The organism is Neptuniibacter sp., from assembly GCF_024231755.1.
Lineage (GTDB): Bacteria > Pseudomonadota > Gammaproteobacteria > Pseudomonadales > Balneatricaceae > Neptuniibacter.
Map to the genome: position 1 here is coordinate 1 of NZ_JAAEQH010000291.1, position 21,067 is coordinate 21,067.

General features: G+C 46.3%; 22 protein-coding genes. 5 read left to right on the forward strand and 17 right to left on the reverse strand.

What is annotated here, in order from left to right; translation table 11 throughout:
• The 12 genes from GY843_RS17055 to ccoN all read right to left on the reverse strand — a co-directional run.
• Positions 1–396: adenine phosphoribosyltransferase (locus GY843_RS17055; RefSeq protein ID WP_297311369.1), on the reverse strand; the 396-nt coding region annotated here is incomplete at its 3' end.
• A gap of 157 nt (positions 397–553) precedes the next feature.
• Positions 554–1,348 (reverse strand): fumarate/nitrate reduction transcriptional regulator Fnr, encoded by a 795-nt coding sequence (gene fnr, locus GY843_RS17060; RefSeq protein WP_297311370.1) that lies wholly within the window; start codon positions 1,346–1,348, stop codon positions 554–556.
• Positions 1,349–1,431: 83 nt separating this feature from the next.
• Entirely contained in the window at positions 1,432–2,820 is a 1,389-nt protein-coding gene (gene hemN / locus GY843_RS17065; RefSeq protein ID WP_297311372.1) for an oxygen-independent coproporphyrinogen III oxidase, read from the reverse strand.
• A gap of 44 nt (positions 2,821–2,864) precedes the next feature.
• Positions 2,865–3,527: a sulfite exporter TauE/SafE family protein gene (locus GY843_RS17070; protein ID WP_297311373.1), complete on the reverse strand. Its 663-nt coding sequence runs from the start codon at positions 3,525–3,527 to the stop codon at positions 2,865–2,867.
• Positions 3,520–3,714 (reverse strand): cbb3-type cytochrome oxidase assembly protein CcoS, encoded by a 195-nt coding sequence (gene ccoS / locus GY843_RS17075; RefSeq protein ID WP_297311375.1) that lies wholly within the window; start codon positions 3,712–3,714, stop codon positions 3,520–3,522. Before ccoS ends, GY843_RS17070 begins: the two co-directional genes overlap by 8 nt.
• A 47-nt stretch (positions 3,715–3,761) precedes the next feature.
• A complete protein-coding gene (locus tag GY843_RS17080; protein WP_297311377.1) occupies positions 3,762–6,278 on the reverse strand; it encodes a heavy metal translocating P-type ATPase metal-binding domain-containing protein in 2,517 nt (838 codons plus the stop codon).
• 16 nt (positions 6,279–6,294) lie between these two features.
• A complete protein-coding gene (locus GY843_RS17085; RefSeq protein ID WP_297311379.1) occupies positions 6,295–6,849 on the reverse strand; it encodes a FixH family protein in 555 nt (184 codons plus the stop codon).
• Between the two features lie 97 nt (positions 6,850–6,946).
• Positions 6,947–8,371 (reverse strand): cytochrome c oxidase accessory protein CcoG, encoded by a 1,425-nt coding sequence (ccoG, locus tag GY843_RS17090; protein WP_297311381.1) that lies wholly within the window; start codon positions 8,369–8,371, stop codon positions 6,947–6,949.
• Between the two features lie 161 nt (positions 8,372–8,532).
• Complete coding sequence (gene ccoP, locus GY843_RS17095; RefSeq protein WP_297311492.1) at positions 8,533–9,426, reverse strand: cytochrome-c oxidase, cbb3-type subunit III; 894 nt, start codon at positions 9,424–9,426, stop codon at positions 8,533–8,535.
• Positions 9,427–9,431: 5 nt separating this feature from the next.
• Positions 9,432–9,620, reverse strand: a complete 189-nt coding sequence (locus GY843_RS17100; protein ID WP_297311383.1) for a cbb3-type cytochrome c oxidase subunit 3 — start codon at positions 9,618–9,620, stop codon at positions 9,432–9,434.
• Positions 9,621–9,627: 7 nt separating this feature from the next.
• Complete coding sequence (ccoO, locus tag GY843_RS17105; protein WP_297311385.1) at positions 9,628–10,248, reverse strand: cytochrome-c oxidase, cbb3-type subunit II; 621 nt, start codon at positions 10,246–10,248, stop codon at positions 9,628–9,630.
• A 20-nt stretch (positions 10,249–10,268) separates the two neighbouring features.
• The gene (ccoN, locus tag GY843_RS17110) at positions 10,269–11,699 is read right to left on the reverse strand and encodes a cytochrome-c oxidase, cbb3-type subunit I (RefSeq protein ID WP_297311387.1); all 1,431 of its coding nucleotides are present in this window, start codon (positions 11,697–11,699) and stop codon (positions 10,269–10,271) included.
• Between the two features lie 371 nt (positions 11,700–12,070).
• On the opposite strand from ccoN, the gene GY843_RS17115 reads away from it, so the two are divergent.
• The gene (locus GY843_RS17115) at positions 12,071–12,673 is read left to right on the forward strand and encodes an alpha/beta family hydrolase (RefSeq protein WP_297311389.1); all 603 of its coding nucleotides are present in this window, start codon (positions 12,071–12,073) and stop codon (positions 12,671–12,673) included.
• Positions 12,670–13,743: a 23S rRNA (cytidine(2498)-2'-O)-methyltransferase RlmM gene (gene rlmM / locus GY843_RS17120; protein WP_297311391.1), complete on the forward strand. Its 1,074-nt coding sequence runs from the start codon at positions 12,670–12,672 to the stop codon at positions 13,741–13,743. Before GY843_RS17115 ends, rlmM begins: the two co-directional genes overlap by 4 nt.
• Before the next feature lie 26 nt (positions 13,744–13,769).
• Here the strand turns inward: rlmM and GY843_RS17125 are convergent, their stop codons facing one another.
• Positions 13,770–14,051: an antibiotic biosynthesis monooxygenase gene (locus GY843_RS17125; RefSeq protein ID WP_297311393.1), complete on the reverse strand. Its 282-nt coding sequence runs from the start codon at positions 14,049–14,051 to the stop codon at positions 13,770–13,772.
• A 160-nt stretch (positions 14,052–14,211) separates the two neighbouring features.
• Between GY843_RS17125 and tusA the strand changes: the two genes are divergently transcribed.
• Both tusA and GY843_RS17135 read left to right on the forward strand, forming a co-directional pair.
• Positions 14,212–14,451 carry a sulfurtransferase TusA gene (gene tusA, locus GY843_RS17130; protein ID WP_297311394.1) on the forward strand — a complete coding sequence of 80 codons (240 nt, stop codon included), beginning with the start codon at positions 14,212–14,214 and terminating at the stop codon, positions 14,449–14,451.
• 108 nt (positions 14,452–14,559) lie between these two features.
• A complete protein-coding gene (locus GY843_RS17135; protein ID WP_297311396.1) occupies positions 14,560–14,976 on the forward strand; it encodes a ProQ/FinO family protein in 417 nt (138 codons plus the stop codon).
• Positions 14,977–15,039: 63 nt separating this feature from the next.
• On the opposite strand, the gene GY843_RS17140 is transcribed toward GY843_RS17135, so the two are convergent.
• From GY843_RS17140 to GY843_RS17155, 4 genes are all read right to left on the reverse strand, one after another.
• Positions 15,040–16,992, reverse strand: coding sequence for an EAL domain-containing protein (locus GY843_RS17140; RefSeq protein WP_297311398.1), 1,953 nt, complete (start codon positions 16,990–16,992; stop codon positions 15,040–15,042).
• Between the two features lie 24 nt (positions 16,993–17,016).
• Complete coding sequence (locus tag GY843_RS17145; protein WP_297311399.1) at positions 17,017–17,700, reverse strand: transglutaminase-like cysteine peptidase; 684 nt, start codon at positions 17,698–17,700, stop codon at positions 17,017–17,019.
• 53 nt (positions 17,701–17,753) lie between these two features.
• Complete coding sequence (locus GY843_RS17150; protein WP_297311493.1) at positions 17,754–18,680, reverse strand: DUF3080 family protein; 927 nt, start codon at positions 18,678–18,680, stop codon at positions 17,754–17,756.
• Between the two features lie 183 nt (positions 18,681–18,863).
• Positions 18,864–20,237, reverse strand: coding sequence for an MATE family efflux transporter (locus tag GY843_RS17155; protein ID WP_367183867.1), 1,374 nt, complete (start codon positions 20,235–20,237; stop codon positions 18,864–18,866).
• Between the two features lie 349 nt (positions 20,238–20,586).
• Between GY843_RS17155 and GY843_RS17160 the strand changes: the two genes are divergently transcribed.
• Entirely contained in the window at positions 20,587–20,790 is a 204-nt protein-coding gene (locus GY843_RS17160) for a cold-shock protein (RefSeq protein WP_297311401.1), read from the forward strand.
• The last annotated feature ends 277 nt before the right edge of the window (positions 20,791–21,067 follow it).

The following is a 21,067-nucleotide window of genomic DNA, read 5'->3' on the forward strand; positions in this document are numbered from 1 at the left end:
AATTGTTCCACCAGTGGCGATTAGGTCATCAAATACTAGTACCCGGTCGCCCTCGGTTACCGCATCCACCTGCATCTCAACTGCTGCGGTGCCATATTCCAGTTTGTATTCCTGATGGATGGTTTCACCAGGTAATTTACCCTTTTTACGCACCAGCACCAGTGGAATGTTCAGGTGATAAGACATAATTGAGCTGATCAGAAAACCACGAGCATCAATACTGGCGATATGTGTGATTTCACTGTCGATATAACGCTGAATAAATGCGTCAGAGATCATGCGCAGTGCTTTAGGGTCTTTGAACAGAGGTGTAATGTCACGGAATTGAACGCCCGGCTCAGGCCAGTCAGGAATGGTACGAATAACTGACTTCACATAACATTCGTCGTAAGACATTGAAAACTCCTTGGTAGCTACGTTTTGACTTAGCTCAATGATTTGCTGGTGGTCTAGCTGTTTAATGTAACCGTTGGGTTACACATTGAGATGGCTACTTAATTGTGCAACTAGCAGGCATCGGCGACTCAGGTCGCCGGTGCTGTTTTATCTCAAGTCAGGAACAACCGTTCTTTCCGCATTGGGCAGCGAGCTGTTCAGTATCTTCTGAGCTAATGCTCTCACCAGATAGCTCGTACAGTTTTTCTAGATCATCGATATGCACTTCCTTGCCTTCAACCTGTAATAGATTGCTTTTCTGGAAGCGGGTAAAGATACGGCTGACAGTTTCAACGGCCAGACCCAGATAATTACCTATCTCATTACGAGACATGGATAGGCGGAAGCTGGTTTCGGAATAGCCACGAAGCTTGAAACGCATAGATAGTTTTACCAGGAAAGTGGCAACACGTTCTTCTGCATTTTTCTTCGACAGCAGTAACATCATCTGCTGCTCTTCGCGGATCTCTTTACTCATTGTGCGCAACAGCTGTCTACGCAGTTCAGGTAATTGTCCGGATAGCTCATCTAAGCGTTCGAAAGGGATTTCACAAACTGTGGTGGTTTCCAGAATCTTAGCTGAAACGGGATACTCATTATTATCAAAACCACTCATACCCACCAGTTCACCCGGGAAATAGAAGCCAGTGATCTGCTCTTCACCCTCGTTGGTGATGGTATAAGTTTTAACGGTTCCTGCACGGATAGCATAGACACTGGCGAAAGGAGAGCCTTGATGAAATAGGTGTTCACCTTTCTTCAAAGGGCGGCTTTTTTCGATGATATCGTCCAGGCGCTCCATCTCAGTCATATCCAGAGAGACTGGTAGACAGAGAGAGCTAAGGCTGCAGGTGTTACAGCTTACCTGCTGCAGACTGCGAAGTTTGCCTTCAGATGCCTTATTTTCAGCCATAATATGATCCTGTTGTGTTTATTATCGAGTGGCTACCGTTTGATTATGTAGTATTTCTATCGACTCGGGAAGCTCCCTTCGGATTAAATAATCCGTGAGAATCGCTGAGTATTCTGGTCCTTTGGTATATAAGCATCAAATGCCATACAAATTCGGCGGATCAATAATCGGCCTGAAGGTGATACAACAATCCGTTCACTATCCAGTGAAATCAAGCCATCTTCGGTGAATGCCTCTAGCTCCTGCTGAGCTTCTGCAAAGTATTCGTCAAAGTTAATATCGAAGCGTTTTTCTACAGCCGCTTTTTCCAGCTCGAAGTGGCAAATCAACTGGGTGATCACATGACGACGGATAATATCGTCTTGAGTCAGGCTCACACCGCGTTTGATGGCATGATCGTTACTCTCAACTGCATTAGTGTAGGCAGAGATTTCATGTTCATTCTGATAGTAAACAGAGCCAATTTGGCTGATTGAAGATACACCCATTGCCACTAAATCACATTCCGACTGTGTGGTATAACCCTGGAAATTACGGTGTAAGTTACCGGTACGTTGTGCCACAGCTAACTCATCATCTGGTTTGGCAAAGTGGTCCATGCCTATATAGACATAACCTGCCTGAAGCAGTTTATTGATGGTGGATTCCAATATAGCCAGTTTAGTTTCCGGGCTTGGTAGATCTTCTTCCTGAATATGGCGCTGTGGACGGAAACGATCAGGTAGATGCGCATAGTTGAATACTGACAGGCGATCAGGATTCATCTCAATCACACGATCCAGTGTGGCATTAAAACCTTCCAGTGTCTGGTGAGGTAGGCCGTAGATCAGATCCAGGTTCAGAGAGCGGAAACCTAGACGACGTGCTTCTTCCAGGATTGCGGCAGTCTCTTCAACCGATTGCACACGATTAACAGCTTCCTGAACTTTAGGATCAATATCCTGCAAGCCGAGGCTGATACGGTTAAAGCCAATCTCACGTAGAACCTTAATGGTTTCCAGTGATGCTTCGCGTGGATCAATCTCGATCGAGTAATCACCGCTATCATCATCAAGAAGATTAAAATTCTTACGCATTTCACCCATCAGCTCGATCATCTGTTCATGGCTGATGAATGTTGGTGTACCACCGCCCCAGTGCAACTGTGTTACAGGACGATCATTGCTGTACCATTCAGAAAGCTTAGCCATCTCTTTGTATACAGTATCGAGATAAGGCTGAGCTTTTTTACGGCTACGGGTAATCACTTTGTTACACGCGCAGTAGTAGCAAACATGTTCGCAGAATGGAATGTGTACATACAGCGATAACGGAGCGCTTAAATCTGCGCTGGTCTGGCCAGTTTTAACCAGATCGGCAGCGGATAACTCAGGGTCAAACTGAACAGCGGTTGGATAAGAGGTGTAACGCGGACCAGATAGGTCGTAACGTTTGATCAGGTCTAGATCCCATTTAATCAGATTATTATCCACGCAAACTTTCCTCACTCAATGTAACCCGCGCTCTTTGCGGATAGCTAGCTAATTATGCCCTGCCATGGGATTGTGTAGATTCCCATCAGAATAATTACGCTGCCAGATATGTGTTTTGTCAGACTCTTCTGGAGAATCTGTTTAACCTGTTGGGCAAGTACGCCCGTGAGTAGCATCACTGGAAGCGTTCCTAAACCAAAGGCGATCATCAATTCTGCACTTAGCACCCAGTCGGAAGCTGCAGAAGCCCAGATCAGTGTGCTGTAAACCAAACCGCAGGGTAACCAGCCCCACAGAAGTCCAAGTAATATGGACTGGCCTAAAGTTTTCACTGGTAGCAGCTTACTGGCAAGGGGGCTGATTTGTTTCCAAACAATGCCGCCTGCCTGTTCAACCTTGCTAAGTATTTGCCACCATTGCGCTATATATAAGCCCATAAAAATTAGCATCAGGCCTGCAAATGTGCGAAGTGCAAGCTGGACGGTTGGATTTTCGATCAACCAACTCAGGCTGCCTAAAATTGCGCCTGCGATGCCGTAGCTGATAATCCGTCCGCTGTTATAACCCAGTAACAGTCCTAACCCTTTACTACCGCCGGGACTGCTCATCGATACTGTGGCAGCAATACCTCCACACATTCCCAGGCAGTGTGTACCACCTAACAGACCCAGAAAAAAAGCGGTTGGCAGCGCCAGGGCTTCAGTCATCTTTTTTCTGTTCCGGGGTTACCTTGGCATCATCGGGAATAAGGTCTTCGTCGTCATCGTACAAAATACTGTGCGCAGGGCTTTCCAGATCTTCGTACTGGCCTGTGTTTACACTCCAGAAAAAGGCCCAGATACCACAGCCAGCAAGAATTATAGCGATGGGAATAAGCAGGAAAATAATATCCATTGAAACAGATGGCTCTTTATATAACGAAGCCGATATTCTACCTGATTTTACTGCGCGGAGTTAGCTTTGAGCTCTTCTGAGGCCTTTTCTGTCTGCTGGTTATCGATTGCTCGGTGTTTTGGCAGACGGTTAAGTCTCATGGCGTTACCTACAACCACCAAAGAACTGGCTGACATACCTATAGCTGCCATATAAGGGGCGATAAAACCAAGTGCAGCGAGAGGTAGAGCTAAGAGATTGTAGCAGAGCGACCAACCCAGATTCTGACGGATAACGGCCCGAGTCTTGCGTGATAAGCGGATACCATCCACCAGACGAAGTAGGTCGTGACTGATCAGTACGCCATCGGCATTGGTTTTTGCCAGGTCTGTGGCTGTGCCCATGGCAACAGAGGTCTGAGCACCGGCTAACACGGGGATATCGTTGATTCCATCGCCAACCATAATAACTTGAGCGCCTTGTTCCTGAAGCTGTTTTACATGCTCCAGTTTCTCCGCAGGAGAAACGCCCGATACGGCCTGGTTGATACCCAGATAAGCTGCTACTTCTTCAACGGCAGAGGAGTTGTCACCTGTTAGCATTTCACAGGTCAGCCCTAGCTGCTGTAGTTGTTCGATTGCTTGTTTAGCCTCTCGGCGGATCTGGTCGTTCAGGCGGAACCAGGCCAGAGGTTTTTCTTCACTACAGAGAAGTAACCACTGACCACTGGTTTGTGGCAGCGCTGGAGCAGAAGAGGAGGTGATTGCAGCAGCGTAATCTGGTTTACCTATGCGGTATTTGACTTGATCTAACCTGCCTTGAATGCCCTGACCAAGCTCAGCCGTAATCTCTGTTGCTTGTAATTCACCAAACTGCTCATGGAAAGCTCTGGCAATAGGGTGTTCACTGTGCTGTTCCAGTGCAGCTGCTAGCTGAGTACATTGTTCAGCGTTCAGGTTTGAGAGGGGAACCACTTCCTGTAGGCTCAGATTACCTTCTGTCAGGGTTCCTGTTTTGTCGAAAATAACGTGAGTTGCATTGGCTAGACTCTCCAATACATGACCGCGGGTGATTAATAATCCGTTCTGACGCAGGGTCCCAGTGGCAGCGGTAAGAGCTGTCGGTGTCGCAAGGGAGAGTGCGCAAGGGCAGGTCACCACAAGGACAGACAGGGTAATCCAAAAAGCGTGGGCCGGTTCTACTATCCACCAACCGAAGCCTACACCACTTGCGGTTAGAAGAACCGCTGCAACAAAATAACTGGCAACTTTATCTGCTAGTTGAGCCGCTTTCGGTTTTTCCTCTTGCGCACGTTCCAGTAATCGGACTATGGCAGATAGTTGTGTATCACCACCAACCTGTGTGATTTCAACAGTGATTGGGTTTTCAACGTTGATCGTACCCCCAACGACATGGTCGTCGGTTTCTTTACGAATAGGTAGGTATTCACCGGTTAGAGCAGATTCATCAACAGAGCTGCTACCAGTAATAATTAAACCATCGGCTGGAATTGTGTGCCCTGGTTTAATCAGTACTCGGTCGCCTGTTTTAAGGTCCTGGGCAGGAATTAGCTGTTCTTCACCATCAACTATCTTGATCGCACTTGCGGGTAATAAGTTAAGTAGAGCATTACCTGCACGACCGGTACGGTGGCGTGCCACCATCTCCAGAAAACGACCGATTAGCAGGAAGAAGGTGAACATGGTGACTGAGTCAAAATAGACTTCACCACTGTCAGTAATGGTCGCCCAGACACTAGCAAAGTAGGCACCATAGATTGCAATGGATACAGGTACATCCATGGTCAGATGACGGGTTTTAATGTCGCGTAGGGCCGCAATTATAAAGGGACGCGCAGAATAGAGCACAACGGGTGTGGCAATTATCATGCTGGTCCAGCGGATGAAGGTGACATACTTATCATCAATGCCTTGCAGAGCTCCACCATAGAGGGCGACTGCCATCATCATGGTTTGCATCATGCCAATGCCTGCCACACCTAGTCTGCGGGTTGCGCGTTTCTTCTCCTGCTCCAGCAGTTGTTCTTCTTTATCTGGATGGTAGGGGTGGGCTTGATAGCCGATGCGATAGATCTCGGCCAGAAGATGACTAAGTTTGCACTCTTCTGTTTTCCAGCTGATTCTAGCGCGGTGATTTGTCAGGTTTACGCTGACCTTTTCAACACCTGTAATGTTCTTGATATGATTTTCGAGTAACCAAACGCAGGCCGCACAGGTAATCCCTTCGATGACCAGTATCGCTTCAGCGCTGCTATTTGTCTCATCATGGGTAACAAACCCTTGCTGAACCGATTCATCATCGTAAAGGCCTAATTCCAGCAACAGGTTATCGGATAGATCTTTACTGCTGATGTCAGGGGAATAAGCTGATTCTGTGCGATGTTTGTAGTAGTTATCTAACCCACTCTCAACAATGGTTTGCGCCACCGCCTGACAACCAGGGCAGCACATTTGTTTAGGTTCACCATTGATAATGGTTTTATAGTTGCTTCCTGCGGGTATTGTTAGTCCGCAATGGAAGCAATCGCTTGATGCCGGAGTCGGCTGGGAGCTAGTTTCTTGCACAGAAGTTAACCCTGATTTAACGCTCAAGTGATGGAGTCAGCTCAATAGTCTTCTGATCATAAGGTGGGTAAGACTGAGTACTTAGACGCCAGCTGCCGTCAACAGGCTCCAAAATTATGTTGCGCTTGCCTTGGAGTGCCGATTTGAGGCTGCCTGTGTATGCTTCACTTGAGGGTACTTTCTTCAAAGTAATGGTCTGGTCATATTTTTTATGAGTAGGGCTGGCAATGTCCAGAATTAGCTCATCAGGCCTTTCGCTGTGGTCAGATTTTAACAGCAGCATCAAATCGCCAGTAAGGTTATCTAACTGTAGGTTTGCGCTTATACCCATCTCTGCAGCTGCTCGAGATTTAGTAGAATCAACTTCGTATCCACGTACCACTCGGGAATGGTCTGAGGTTACTAGTCCGTCAGCGGTAGTAATGGCCAGGTAAAGGAGCGTCATGCCGACGAACACTACTACAATCAAAGGTGCCAGAATAAACCATAACCAGGGTTGTTTATACCAAGGTGCTACTGCGTTGTTACCGTTATCACTCATTACATCAATACCTAAAAAAACAGCTGCCATGCTTATGCCGGATGAAAGTGGCATAAACGGGGCAGCTATTCTAACTCATTGTTACTCACAGGGGGAGGTGTAAACTTCCCGCTGTTTTTGACCGTTATCAGCGTTTAGGTGCAGGGCCGATAAAGCGGTTTTCCTCTTCAACAAGTATTGATGGTGTATCAACCGCTTGTACCTTGAAGTGGATGGTGTTGTTGGATTTACTTAGATACTTAGGCTCGATATTCAAGCGTATCGGAAGATCAAGCAGTTCACCTGATTTAACGGTAACAACCTCGTCCCCCAAATACTCAATACCTTCAAGTCCAACAATAGATACCTGGTACTTATGGTCAACCTGTTCTTTGTTGGCAATTTTCAGGGTGTAGACGTTTTCTATCTTGCCTGATGACGTTTCAACAAAGAGTTGGCCACGGTCACGCAGAATATCAACCTCAAGCGGTACACGGCTGAGTAATGTATAGCCAAAAGCGATAAACATGGCGCAAAGTACGGCAAAATAACCAACTAGGCGCGGGCGTAGGATGTGTGTTTTGTTCCCTTCAAGTTGATGTTCTGTAGTGTAGCGAACAAGGCCTTTGTCGTAACCTACACGTTCCATCATATCATCGCAGGCATCAACACAGGCACCGCAGGCAACACATTCGTATTGCAGGCCATCACGGATATCAATTCCTACAGGGCAGACATGGACACAGGCATTACAGTCTATGCAATCACCCAGGCCCTGAGCTTTGTAGTCTGCATTTTTCTTACGCTTACCACGGTTTTCGCCGCGTTTTTCGTCGTAAGAGATAATAAGCGTATCCTGGTCAAACATTACAGACTGGAAGCGTGCGTATGGGCACATGTAGATGCAGACCTGCTCGCGCAGCCAGCCAGCGTTACCATAAGTAGCGACGGCGAGGAAACCAAGCCACCATGTTTCCCATGGGCCAAGGTTCCATGTAGCGATATTGTTGAGCAGTTCCTTTATTGGTGTGAAGTAACCAACAAAAGCAATTGCTGAAGCGACAGAAAACAGTACCCAGAGGGTGTGTTTAACGGCCTTCTTGCGAATTTTTGTTGCCGTCCACCCTTTCTGCTTATCCATTTTCATGCGGGCGTTACGGTCGCCTTCAGCAAAGTTTTCGATCCAGATGTAGATCCAGGTCCAGACAAACTGAGGGCAGGCGTAACCGCACCAGAGGCGGCCAGCAAATACAGTAAAGAAGAACAGAGCGAAGGCCAGAATGATCAGAAGCCAGGAAAGCAACATGAAATCCTGTGGCCAGAACGTCATACCAAAGACATGGAACTGTCTGTTTGGTAGATCGAAAAGTACCGCCTGACGGCCATCCCAGGGAATCCAGGAGAAGCCAAAGAACATAAGTAGCATAATGAAACTACTTATCTGGCGGAATTTCTTAAAGATACCTGTGTAGTGCTTTACGTAGATGTGTTCACGTTTGGCGTACAGGTCATAGCTCTCTCCCTGTGCCTTTTTTGACTTCGGAGTGACATCTTTAACCGGAATCTGACTCATACTGTTGCTCACCAGTGAAAATTAAGTCTTTAACTCTTTGTTTTTTAATAAACCCTACGCTCTATAAGGTTTATTAGAAAACTTGAATATTATAATAGAGGAGCACAAAAAAAGGCGACATGATCTACATCATATCGCCTTTTTATTTTTAGCTCTTGTCCTTATTTATTGGACAGGCTGTATACGTAAGCAGTGATCAGGTGAATCTTGTCATCGCTCAGCAGATCTTTGTGAGCAGGCATTACACCGTTACGACCGTTACGGATAGAGTGTGCTACCTTCTCGAAGGAGCCGCCGTACAACCAAACATCATCTGTCAGGTTAGGCGCGCCCAGAATTGGCAGACCTTTACCATCAGCACCGTGACAAGCAGTACACAGAGCAGCGAACTGTGCTTTACCGCGCTCAGCGCCTTCAGCATCAGATTCAGCACCGCTCAGAGACAGTACGTAGTTTGTTACGTCACGCACGCCTTCTTCGCCCAGTACAGTGCCCCAAGGAGGCATTGCACCGTTACGGCCGTTAGCGATAGATGCTTTGATTGTCGCAGCATCACCACCATACAACCAATCAGCATCAGCCAGGTTAGGGAAGCCGTATGCACCTGTAGCTGCTGTACCGTGACATACGGAGCAGTTGTTGGCGAACATACGCTGACCCATTTTCAGGCCGCCTTCGTTTTCTGATTTCTGCAGGTCTTCAACAGACAGTGCTGCATACTTAGCGAAAACTGGCTTGTAGGTTTCTTCAGCGTGCTGCATCTCTTCTTCCCACTGACCGTGAGAAGACCAGCCCAGCAGACCCTGGAAGTTACCCAGACCTGGGTAAAGGGCCAGGTAAGCCAGACCAAAGATTACAGTCGCGATGAACATCTGGAACCACCAGCGAGGCAGTGGGTTGTCATACTCTTCGATACCATCGAAAGAGTGACCCACAGTTTCCTCTGTGGTTTCTTTGTGTGTCTCGCTTTTGCGAGTTGCGAGCAGCAGCCAAGTACAACCGAAGATGACTGCCAGGGTAATCACTGTTACCCATGCGCTCCAAAAGGAACTCATATCACTCATTTATCTTTTCTCCCGTTATTGATCTCACTATTCACGACCGGTTCGTCATCAGGTTCCTGAAGAGGCATGTTTGCTGCCTCGTCATACTTGTCCTTGTTCTTTGGATTGAGAACCCAAGCGAACAGGGCCAGGAACGTGATAAGCATCACGACCGGAATATATGGACCATAAACTTCGTAACTCACGCGTTACTTACCGCTTGTTGGTGTATTCAGAATGCATTTTGCCCAGAGCCTGCAGGTAAGCTACGAGAGCATCGATCTCGTATTTGCCCTGTACAGCATCCTGTGCACCAGCGATCTGTTCGTCAGTGAATGGTACGCCCAGTGTTTGCTGCGCTTCCATCTTCTTAACGATGTCCTTACCAGTCAGCTTGTTTTCGAACAGCCAAGGGTAAGCCGGCATTTTGGACTCAGGTACAACACTACGTGGGTCGTACAGGTGAGCACGCTGCCAGTCATCGGAGTAACGACCACCTACACGAGCCAGGTCTGGACCTGTACGCTTAGAACCCCACAGGTGTGGATATTCAAAAACGTGCTCGTTAGCGGTAGAGAAGTGACCGTAACGCTCAGTTTCCGCACGGAACGGACGGATCATCTGAGTGTGACATACGTTACAACCTTCACGGATGTAGATGTCGCGACCTTCAAACTCCAGAGGAGTGTAGGTACGCAGGCCTTCAATCGGCTTAGTAGTCGAAGTCGAGAAGAACAGAGGTACGATCTCGGCCAGACCACCACCACTGATCACAACGATGATCAGCAGGATCATTAAGCCGATATTCTTTTCAATAGTTTCGTGTTTGATCATTTCTATCTGCTCCTTTGACCTTAAGCTGCCTGTGCAGAAGCATCAGCTTCTGGTGCAGTGCTGCCTTTACGAACAGTCTGCCAAGTGTTGTAGGCCATCAGAACCATACCTGTCAGGAAGAATACACCGCCCAACCAGCGTACGAAGTAACCTGGGTGAGATGCTTCCAGAGCTTCTACGAAGCTGTAAGTCAGGGTGCCGTCTTCGTTAACTGCACGCCACATCAGACCCTGCAGGATACCGTTAACCCACATCGCGCAGATGTACAGTACAGTACCAACAGTTGCCAGCCAGAAGTGAGTGTTGATCAGGCCAACGCTGTACATCTGAGCCTTACCGAACAGGCGAGGGATCATGTGGTATACAGCACCGATAGAGATCATTGCTACCCAACCCAGTGCACCAGCGTGTACGTGACCAACAGTCCAGTCAGTATCGTGAGACAGTGCGTTTACTGTCTTGATAGACATCATTGGACCTTCGAACGTAGACATACCGTAGAAAGACAGGGATACAACCAGGAAGCGTAGAACAGGGTCTGTACGCAGTTTGTGCCATGCGCCAGACAGAGTCATCATACCGTTGATCATACCACCCCAAGATGGAGCCAGCAGGATCAGGGACATAACCATGCCTACAGACTGAGTCCAGTCTGGCAGCGCAGAGTAGTGCAGGTGGTGACCACCAGCCCACATGTAAGTCGCGATCAGAGCCCAGAAGTGAACTACAGACAGACGGTAAGAGTAGATTGGACGCTCGGCCTGTTTTGGTACGAAGTAGTACATCATACCCAGGAAGCCCGCAGTCAGGAAGAAACCTACCGCGTTATGTCCGTACCACCACTGAACCATCGCATCAACAGTACCAGGGTAGATAGAGTAAGATTTCCACAGAGTAACAGGGATAGCCATGCTGTTTACGATGTGCAGAACCGCAACCGTAATGATGAAGGCCATGTAGAACCAGTTACCAACGTAGATGTGAGAAGTCTTACGCATTTTCACTGTTCCCAGGAAAACGATTGCGTAAGCAACCCAAACTACAGTGATCAGCAGGTCGATTGGCCATTCCAGCTCAGCATATTCCTTGGAGGAAGTCAGACCCAGAGGCAGTGTAATCGCTGCAGACAGGATAACTAGCTGCCAGCCCCAGAAGGTAAAGGATGCTAAAGCGTCAGAGAACAGGCGAACCTGGCTGGTACGCTGTACAACGTAGTATGAAGTTGCAAACAGCGCGCATCCGCCGAATGCAAAGATAACTGCGTTTGTGTGCAGTGGACGCAGACGACCATAGGTCAGCCACGCGGTATCAAAGTTTAGTGCCGGCCAAACCAACTGGGCAGCGATCAGGACACCGACGGTCATACCGACGATACCCCATATCACTGTCATAATGGCGAACTGGCGCACCACTTTATAATTGTAGGTGGGGTGTTCAGTTGCTGTGCTCATGTCAGGCTCTCATCAACAAGCTATTTATGGAAATTTTGAGTTTCGCTGGCAATTATCTTGGAATAGGAGAGCGTTTTCAATGTGTTTAGGCGATTTGATGAGGCATTTTGTCGCACTTGCGAAATTGCGACATAGGTCTAATTATGCTGCTACTTAATAATTAGCCGTGTTTTTAACCTGCTGAAAAATATAGTCTTTTTGCTTATTCTAAATATGGTTTTATTTATTGTTTTTCGGAATAAGCTGGCTTTTTTTGACTTAGGTCTAGGTTTTATTCCAAAGTTCGCATCTCTTTTTCGAAATTCTTTTGATTTAAGTCAAGTTTGAACTTGGGGTTTTCCCTAGTTCTGGCCTGTTATGGAGCTAACTCTGTGTTAATTAATGGAAAACCTACATTTGGAAGGGTTATTTTGGGGCATGGAGCGGGTGCTCCAATGGACAGTGAATTTATGGAGGTGATAGCACAACAGTTAGCTGAAATAGGTTTGGAAGTAGTGCGCTTCGAATTCCCATATATGATTAAGAGAAGAGAGGATGGCAAAAAGCGTCCGCCGGACCGAATGCCTGTACTTCTTTCGCATTTGCAGCAACTGATTTCAGAAAGCAAAAAAGAGGGCACGCCCTTATATATTGCTGGCAAATCAATGGGTGGGCGTGTAGCGACTATGCTGCTTGAATCAGAAGATGTCGATGCCTGTTTCGTTTTCGGTTACCCGTTTCACCCAGTAGGCAAGCCCAACAAGCTGCGTACCGAACATTTAGAGAATTTAAGTAAGCCTCTGCATATCTTTCAAGGGACCCGGGATACAATGGGTTCCTTTAATGAAGTATCGGAGTACAATCTGTCGCCTTCAGTTCATCTTCACTGGTTAGAAGATGGCAACCATGATTTGAAACCGCGTAAAGTTTCCGGTTACAGCCAGCAAGATCATATTGATCATGCGGTGAAAACTATTAAGGAATGGATTAGTTGAGTTATTTTAATCGTCTCCTCCTTCAGTGCCGTTCGGGCTTTGAAAAAGAAGCTGCCGCAGAGATTACCGATCAGTGTGCTAATGTAGGTATTTATGGCTACTGCACCCTAAATCAGGGAGATGGTTATCTGTGCTTCAATATTCAGCAGCCGGGAGAAGCTGAGAGGGCGGTTAAAGAGATTGATTTTCATGCCTTGATTTTTATCCGACAATGGATGGTTTGTGGTGATTGCAATGAGTTGGAACGTGAAGATCGGATCACTCAAATAGAGGCAGTAGTCACCGATATAGGTTTCCCTCAGTGTTCGGATCTATGGGTAGAGTACCCTGATACCACTGAAGGCCGTGAGTTAGCTACATTTGCGCGCAAGTTTTCCTCTGCCTTAGCTCAAAAGTTAAGAAAGAAAGCTGTGCTGAGGAAGGCAAAGGCCAGCAGTGCTATCAAATTGATGCTCTTTGCTCTGTCTGGTTCTGAGGTTTTTATTGGCTATATTCCAGCGAAAAACTCGGCCCCGTGGCCAATGGGTATTCCTCGACTGAAATTTCCGAAATCAGCCCCAAGTCGCTCTACCCTCAAATTAGAAGAGGCCTGGCATTGGTTTATCCCCAAATCCCAGTGGGACGAGCGATTAGCATTTGGTTCTCAAGCTGTGGATTTGGGAGCTGCGCCCGGAGGATGGACCTGGCAGCTGGTTCAGCGCAGTATGTTTGTAGCAGCTGTGGATAATGGGCCTATGGACCCAGGTCTGATGGAAACAGGTCAGATCAATCATGTTCAAGAAGATGCCTATAAGTTTGTTCCTGAACAACAGGTCAATCTTATGGTGTGTGATGTGGTGGATAAGCCTGTAAAAACAGCGGGAATGGCTGCTGACTGGGTAATTAATGGTTGGTGCCAGGAAGCGATTTTTAATCTGAAACTACCTATGAAACAACGCTACCAGGAAGTGATCAGTTGTCTAAACTTGATTGCTGAAAGGTTTATGCAGGAAGGTTTAGCTTACGAGTTATCTGCCAAGCACCTCTATCATGATCGTGAAGAGATCACCTGTCACCTGCGTATCTTGTGATAACGCAGGTGAATTGAGTAAACAGCTTAGTGCTCGAAAATAGTTATCTTTTCTTCAGTTTCAAGCATTGGGTTAATAGATGTCATCATCTCCTGTCTCTCACTGGAGCCTGCCCAGCGTTGCCAGTCCTGTAAGGTGCGGTACGTGGCTATGACGACTCTGTGATTTGGGTCATACGCATTTCTTAAGGCTTCTCCTGAAATAAATCCGTGTGCTTGCATGGCCAGCTGCAAGGTGTCCCGTGCGGCTTTTTCGTAATGTTCCGCAAGATCTTCAGCAATATGTCGTTCTATTAATACGCGAATCATGTGATCTCCCCTCTAACTACCTTCCTAAGAACGTTCCCTGATTTATAGAATGGTGCAAATCTTGGATAAATGCGACTTTTGTTGTCTATTTCATTCTAAAATCACTTTTTCTGTTATGGGTAATTTGAGACAATACGCCACTTTCTGCAAGAGATTAAAAATGATCGATATCAAAGCTGACCATATTCTTGATGCTCAGGGGCTATATTGCCCGGAGCCGGTTATGATGTTGCATAACCGGGTGAGAGATATGGAAGCTGGGGAAGTGCTGCATATTTTAGCGACTGACCCATCTACTCAGAGGGATATTCCTAAGTTCTGTTCTTTTTTAGGTCATGAGCTGGTATCTCAGTATGAGGAAGCTGAGCTGTTTGGGTATTACATCCGTAAGGGTGAGTGATGGCCGGTAGCGGTTACTTTTAACGATAATTTTAGATGATTAATACTTTGGGGTATTCGGGCATGTGGTTTATATTGCCACGAATTATTCCGGTTTGAGGCAAACAAGGTGAATGACGTAGTTAACAAAACGCCAAAGGCGAAATCCAAAAACCGAGCTGCAAATATGGCTGCGTTGCAGCAGTTGATGGAGGCATACCCGAAAACCTTTGACCGTACTAATGTCAGGCCTCTTAAAATTGGTATTCAGGAAGATCTGGTTGCCGATGAGAAAGTCGCTAAGAATAAGATCAAGCGTGCGTTAGCAAGTTATGTACGTTCTCTGAATTACTACCGTTCTTTACGTGAAGGAGCTGAGCGTATTGATATTAATGGCGAGCCTGCTGGGCTGGTCACTAAGGAAGAGTCTGATCATGCTAAAGGCAAGTTAAAAGAGATCAATAAGGCTCGTCAGGAGAAGCGTAAAGAGCAGGAGCGCGAAGAACGCATGAGCAAAAAGCTGGAAATGCTTGTTGCTAAAAAATAGAAGAGTTTCCTCTTAAATAAAAAACGGCGGTTAATCCGCCGTTTTTTTATGGATGAGGTTTACTTACTCATCCAGTGGTCTGGGTGCTCCGTGTAAGTAACCCTGAGTGCCATCAATTTCGAGTGATGTCAGCAGTGTTAATTGAGTTTCACGCTCAACATGCTCTGCATAGGCTTGTATACCCAGGCTGTGGGCCACACTGATCAGGCTGCTGACAAAGAAGCGGTCTTCAGCGTTTTCATCAATATCCCGTATCAGGGAGCCATCAATTTTTACGTAGTCTGGTTGAACGCCATAGAGGTAGGCGAATCCGCTAGGATGCACACCAAAGTGGTCGACGCCAAAGCTGATGCCCAGCTTTTGCAAGGCCTTGCGGAATTTGGTGACTTCCTCCATATGATTCAGCACACTGGTTTCGTCTACTTCGAACATAAGCTTGCCAGCAAAGGATCCGCTTTGGAGTTTGTTGACTAGCCAGTTATGGAACTCAGGAGTGGCGACCGCTTCGTGACTCAGGTTGATGGTCAGCGGCGTTGCTCGTTCATTCGACTGATTAACTGCCAGTTCAATAACAGCTTTGTCCATCTCCGTGATAAGGCCTAATTCTTTAACCACATTGATGAACTCACCCGCTGAAGCCGGTTTATCTTCACGGTCTAAAATACGTGCAAGCAGCTCATCCTGAAGAGGCATAGAGCTTGGGCTTTTGCTAAAGACGCTCTGTATCTGCAGGAATATTTTCCGTTGATTGATAGCTTGAGCGACATGCTGTTTCCAGTCAGAACCAACGGGCTGGCTTATGCTCTGCTTATCAAGATCAAACTGTTTCCAGAGCTCTTGCTGAGATTCTGCTTCATCTGCCGCTAAACGAGCCTGTGACAGCAGTTGTTTTGTATTGCTACTGTCATCACACAGGCAGCTACCAATACTGATAATCGGTACTGTTATTTCAGATTCTGAGAGTTGGGAAAGCTGTTTTCTGCTCTCTTGGTCCAGGATCTCTATCAGACGTTGTAGTTGATCGAGGTCGGTCTGATTGGTTAGAAGAATAAAGTCTGCGCCGGTGATTCGTCCCAGAACGCTTTGGTCAGCGTTGCGGGCCATCTCTTCTAAACGGTTGGCTAAGAATTTAAGGAGAGTGTTGGTTTTATCCATACCTATCTGCTGGTTAACGGACTGCAGATTAAGCAGGTGGATATTGAACAAAGTTCCACGCCCAAAATCTTTACGGTAATCGAGACGTTCGGCGAGCTGGGATTCTGTAGCGCGTTGGTTAGCCAGTCCAGTTAATCCATCTTGATATGCGCTACGGCGAAGGTCTTCGATATTACGGGCTTGTTCCTCAAACATCCCTTTTACCTGGCGCACCATGTTATTCATTGCTTCCACAACACGTTTAAGTTCACGTGTACCAGGTAGTTTTTCCTGCTCGATATAACGTTTTTCTGTTAATGCCACAGCTTGGTCTTCAACACGATGAAGCGGCCTTAGAAGGAATCTGACTAGAGAGCTGATGGCCAGCAGACAGACAATAGAGAGGGATACAAAGAGAATTATACTGTCCTGGGCGCCTTTCCAAAGCTTTTCATAAGCGTATCCTGCGCGGCTTTGTACGTAGATTTTACCGACCTGACGCCATTGGTAAGTGATATCACGGTGCATAGAGGGTGGTGTGATTTTCACCATATTTTGAAACCAGCCAGGTACTTCTGAGCTAACTTCAGGAGGTGTTTGTTTTTCAAATAATACGGTTTCATCAGCGTTAGTAACGATAATACGTTGGTAAAAACCGCTATCGAAGATCGCATTAACAGCCGTTTCGATTGTGGCGCTGTCATCATCGGCCATATAAGGGGCAAGATACAGACCCAGGTGGGTTGCTGAGTCTTGTGCGTGTGATTCCAGCTGGTTTTGCAGAATCGACCTTGAGCTTTCTGACATGATATACAGCGTGCCAGAAACCAGGCCGATCAGTACTGCAAATATCGCAGCAATCAGTTGGTTAACCAGTGACATAGCTCTTACTCCTCATCATTAAACCTAACGAAGGTTAATGTCCTTATTTTCAATTCTTGATTGCAGTTTAACCCAAGGCTTCAACCTATCGGATGTGCCTACCAATGTTGTTCTGCGCCCCATTTTAGATAGCCATAGCTTGTCACCATTGAAGCTATACACGTGTAATAGATCAGGTCGCTTAGATGCAGGTAGGATCGACTTGTTGATGTTATCCAACACCAAAGGGGTTGATTTGGGGTTTTTATAATAGGTTAGAACCATATGGGCCTGGTTAAGGCGCAGGGCTTTTACATAGGCCAGGTTCATTTTATCTACGGGTACACCCAGCTCTTTCAGGGTGTAATATTTGGCGATACTAAAGTCTTCACAGTCACCGCCATTGGTTATCAGGAACTCTACTGGTGTCGCCCAGTAATCCTTTTTCTTCCAATGCTTAATGTCATCGATAAACCGCACCTGGTTGAAAAAGTTATTTACGCGTTCGAGTTTGTTTCTTTCGCTTTCGCCTTTGAGCTCGGTCAGCAGCTTTTGCCATGTTTCCAGACGTCGTTTTGCCTTGGCACCATACTTTTGCCCCAACTTTTCAATATCAGCTTTACTCAGGCGAACACTTTCTGCATCAACTTGAATAAACAGCAGGCAGGAGATAACGAACAGGACACCCAGAAGAGTGGGGCTGCATCTGCTGTTATGACTTCTACACATTGAAGACCGCTGCAAAGTCGAATCCTTCACCTGATAACAAGGCCTATTAAGGGCTAGTCTCTATTAGTCGGCATCATTCTGCATTGTTTTAGGATTTTTTGCCATGCTTGAGTATGCTTTTTGCGGGCTGACTGGTATCTGAACCATAAGCTCCCCTCAGCTGTTTCTGACAATACTAGCAATTGGTAAGTTTCCATTGCTTTGGGGACGTTCAGACCAGCTTGCTCAAAGTTGAGAAACAAGAGGTTATTTAACTCAATCCAGTTCTTGGCGTGACGGTGAGATTGGGCGAGGTAGGGTTGAAATTCGCCAATATAGAATTTGTAAAACACATTTTTCAGAATCTGTGCTTTTGCGGAAGGTTTTTGGTTAAAACACAAAGCACGTTTTTTTAGCCGTGTTTCTATGATTTGTGTGGCTTCGTTCATGCTATGGGTGAGGAGCAGGATGGACTTAAGGGCCTTGGCGCCTGAACGATTTCTATGAAGGGGTTCATAGAGAGTTTCAATACTATTAACTTTATCGGGTAAAGCCCATTGATTTTGATCGATTAACAGTTCTGAGAGTTGAGCAATTGCCGTAAAATTACTCAACATATTGGCTGCAGAGCCATCATCAATTCGGTCTAGTGGCGGTTCCCCTCGAGAGAAATTGGCTTCTACCTCGCTGGATACGTATATCCCGTTCCAGATTTCTGCGGCGAGGTTATCTTTTTTTATACGATAGATTTGAGAGATCAACGACAGTAGCTCTGGGTCGGCACTTGGCTTGTTTTGCAGTTGTGTATGGCAATCCCTTATCTGTACAAAAAACTTTAACTCATAGAGCATTTTTTGCGATGGGGCATAGACTTTGCCCAATGAACTGTTGCGTTCTGCTATGAGGGGCAGAATTCCGCATTCCTCAAGCTGTAGTAGATCGATTAAACCCTCTCGGATCTCTTGAGTTTCAATTAGCCTATCGCGTCGGTGAGGGAACAGGGGAAGAAGAGGGGGGGGGCATGATGGATCTCTGTCTCAAGTACTCTGCTTAGTCGAGAGGTGTAATTATCCATCATCGACTCAGGAGTATCTCTACTGCATGCGGCGAGCAAGAAAACCGCCAGGGTTAAGCAGAGAGTTTTTCTTATTAAGCGCGAGTCATGGTGTTTCATTAGTTATAAGTTAGCGGCTCTTCCAGTGTAATCGTGACAATAGCAGTATAGCGCCAATGCTTAGCCCAATAAGTAAACCGATCCAGAACCCTTTAGGACCCATCGCCGGAACTAAAATATCTGTTTTACCCAATACGAAACCCGTGGGCAGTCCGATCAGCCAGTAGGCAATAAAAACCATTAGTAAGGGAATCAGGGTGTCCTTATAGCCACGTAACGTCCCGGAACAGGTGATTTGGATAGCATCGGAAAACTGGAAGAGCGCTGCGATCAGTATCAAAGAAGCGGCAATGTCAAGAATGCGGGTGTCGGTGGTATATAAATCTGCGATCTCAGCAGCAAACAACGCCATCAGACTGGAGCTGAAAATCGCAATGGTCAGAGTAATAAGCAGGCCTGTTTTAGCGCTAAAACGTGCTGCTTGTGGCAAGCCATAACCTAGTTGATGTCCTACACGGATTGTCAGGGCCATGGATATGCTCAAGGGGAGCATGAAAACCAGACCTGTAAAGCTGAGCGTAATCTGGTGCGAGGCAATCATTATTTCACCTAGATCGGCCAATAACAGAGCGATCACTGAGAACATACTTACTTCTACCAACAGTGATACACCTATCGGCAGGCCTAGTTTTAGATAGTTCGCCAGTGCCGTTAGTTGCGGAGTTTGCCACCGGGAAAAAGGCTTTAATTCTTTGAAGTCGGGCGTTTTTAGAATATAAACAACAGCAACAAACAGCATTATCCACATAACAATGGCGGTAGCCCATCCGCAACCCACTCCGCCCAGTTCGGGTAAGCCGAATCTTCCATAAATCAGCACGTAATTTAGAGGTATGTTACAGATTAAACCGAGAATAGCGATTTTCATGGCGGGCTGAGTTTTACCAAACCCCTCTATATAACTACGTATCAACTGATAGAAAAGTAGGGCCGGAAATCCCCAGGAAACTGCTTTTAGGTATTGATCGGTAAGGTTGGCCAATTCCGGCTCTACATTCATTGCCATAAGAATAGGCATGCAGTTATGCAGAAGTGCCATGGCTAAGACTGTCAGAATCAGAGAGATAATGGTGCCTTGATGAAGTGTTTTCTGAGTTTCTTCTGGCCTATCAGCTCCTACTAAGTGCGCAACTAGAGGGGTTGTTGCTATCAGGATTCCTTGGCTGGCGATAAAAACCGGAAGCCAGATGCTGGAACCCAGGGATACTGCCGCTAAGTCAGTAGAGTCATAACGCCCTGCCATCAGAGTATCTACAAAACCCATTGAGGTTTGTGCTATCTGGGCAATGGCAATAGGTAAGCCTAATGCCAGAATTACTTTGATTTCAGAAAGCGTTTTCAGAGGTTTACTCCATTTTCTGATGTTACTAGTTGTTGTGAATATCTGTGGTCAAGAGGGCAGGTAAGGATAGGTGGCTTGACCTCTGAGTACAATTTTTAATTGTTTATTGAGGTTAAAGGGGTTTAAAAACATCGAAAATCGCTTAACTACGACTATTGTTGGATGCTTTTGCATGTAAAAAACATCGGTTTGTCATTGAATTAACGTTAAACAGAGCTATGATCAGATGGCTAGAAAAGAATACGGCTTGCATTATGTAGTGACGTTACCACTTCTGAGCGTTCTATTTTACATAAGTAATTCCATATCTTCTCAGCTAGAACAGTCGTGAGCACAGGGATAGTCCCGAGGTTCAGGGCAAATTACTAATGTCTAAATAGGACGATGAAAGATGGCAACAACTGGTACAGTTAAGTGGTTTAACGACGAAAAAGGTTTTGGATTTATTGAGCAGGAAAACGGCCCAGACGTTTTTGCTCACTTCTCAGCAATTCAGGGTGATGGTTTCAAAAGTCTGGCAGAAGGCCAGAAAGTAGAATTCACAATCACTCAGGGTCGGAAAGGTCCACAGGCTGAGAACATCGTTAAAGTTTAATCTGTCTCTCAGATTGCTGTTTAAAAAGCACACCTTTGGGTGTGTTTTTTTGTGCATGTATTATAGGGTTTCTGATTCCAGAAAGGTCAGAATCTGTAATGCCTGATCTCTGTTTTCTCCGCAGAATTCTTTTTCCGGTTGAAACTGAGCACAAACATCAGGACGCTCAGGTCTGTCAAAGATCGTGCAGCGGTAATCCTCAGTAAGATACTGGCATTTGACACCTGCAGGTTTGTTCAGGCTGCTGATACTTGGGGCAATACAGCACGCGCCGCAT

Excerpts from the sequence above, each read along its gene's own strand:
- GY843_RS17125 (WP_297311393.1), bottom strand. The coding sequence starts at position 14,051 with ATGATTCGCGTATTAATAGAACGACATATTGCTGAAGATCTTGCGGAA.
- GY843_RS17140 (WP_297311398.1), bottom strand. The coding sequence starts at position 16,992 with ATGTCACTGGTTAACCAACTGATTGCTGCGATATTTGCAGTACTGATC.
- GY843_RS17085 (WP_297311379.1), bottom strand. The coding sequence starts at position 6,849 with ATGGCAGCTGTTTTTTTAGGTATTGATGTAATGAGTGATAACGGTAAC.
- GY843_RS17070 (WP_297311373.1), bottom strand. The coding sequence starts at position 3,527 with ATGACTGAAGCCCTGGCGCTGCCAACCGCTTTTTTTCTGGGTCTGTTA.
- ccoS (WP_297311375.1), bottom strand. The coding sequence starts at position 3,714 with ATGGATATTATTTTCCTGCTTATTCCCATCGCTATAATTCTTGCTGGC.
- fnr (WP_297311370.1), bottom strand. The coding sequence starts at position 1,348 with ATGGCTGAAAATAAGGCATCTGAAGGCAAACTTCGCAGTCTGCAGCAG.
- ccoG (WP_297311381.1), bottom strand. The coding sequence starts at position 8,371 with ATGAGTCAGATTCCGGTTAAAGATGTCACTCCGAAGTCAAAAAAGGCA.
- ccoN (WP_297311387.1), bottom strand. The coding sequence starts at position 11,699 with ATGAGCACAGCAACTGAACACCCCACCTACAATTATAAAGTGGTGCGC.
- GY843_RS17145 (WP_297311399.1), bottom strand. The coding sequence starts at position 17,700 with ATGTGTAGAAGTCATAACAGCAGATGCAGCCCCACTCTTCTGGGTGTC.
- ccoP (WP_297311492.1), bottom strand. The coding sequence starts at position 9,426 with ATGAGTTCCTTTTGGAGCGCATGGGTAACAGTGATTACCCTGGCAGTC.
- tusA (WP_297311394.1), top strand. The coding sequence starts at position 14,212 with ATGATCGATATCAAAGCTGACCATATTCTTGATGCTCAGGGGCTATAT.
- ccoO (WP_297311385.1), bottom strand. The coding sequence starts at position 10,248 with ATGATCAAACACGAAACTATTGAAAAGAATATCGGCTTAATGATCCTG.
- GY843_RS17160 (WP_297311401.1), top strand. The coding sequence starts at position 20,587 with ATGGCAACAACTGGTACAGTTAAGTGGTTTAACGACGAAAAAGGTTTT.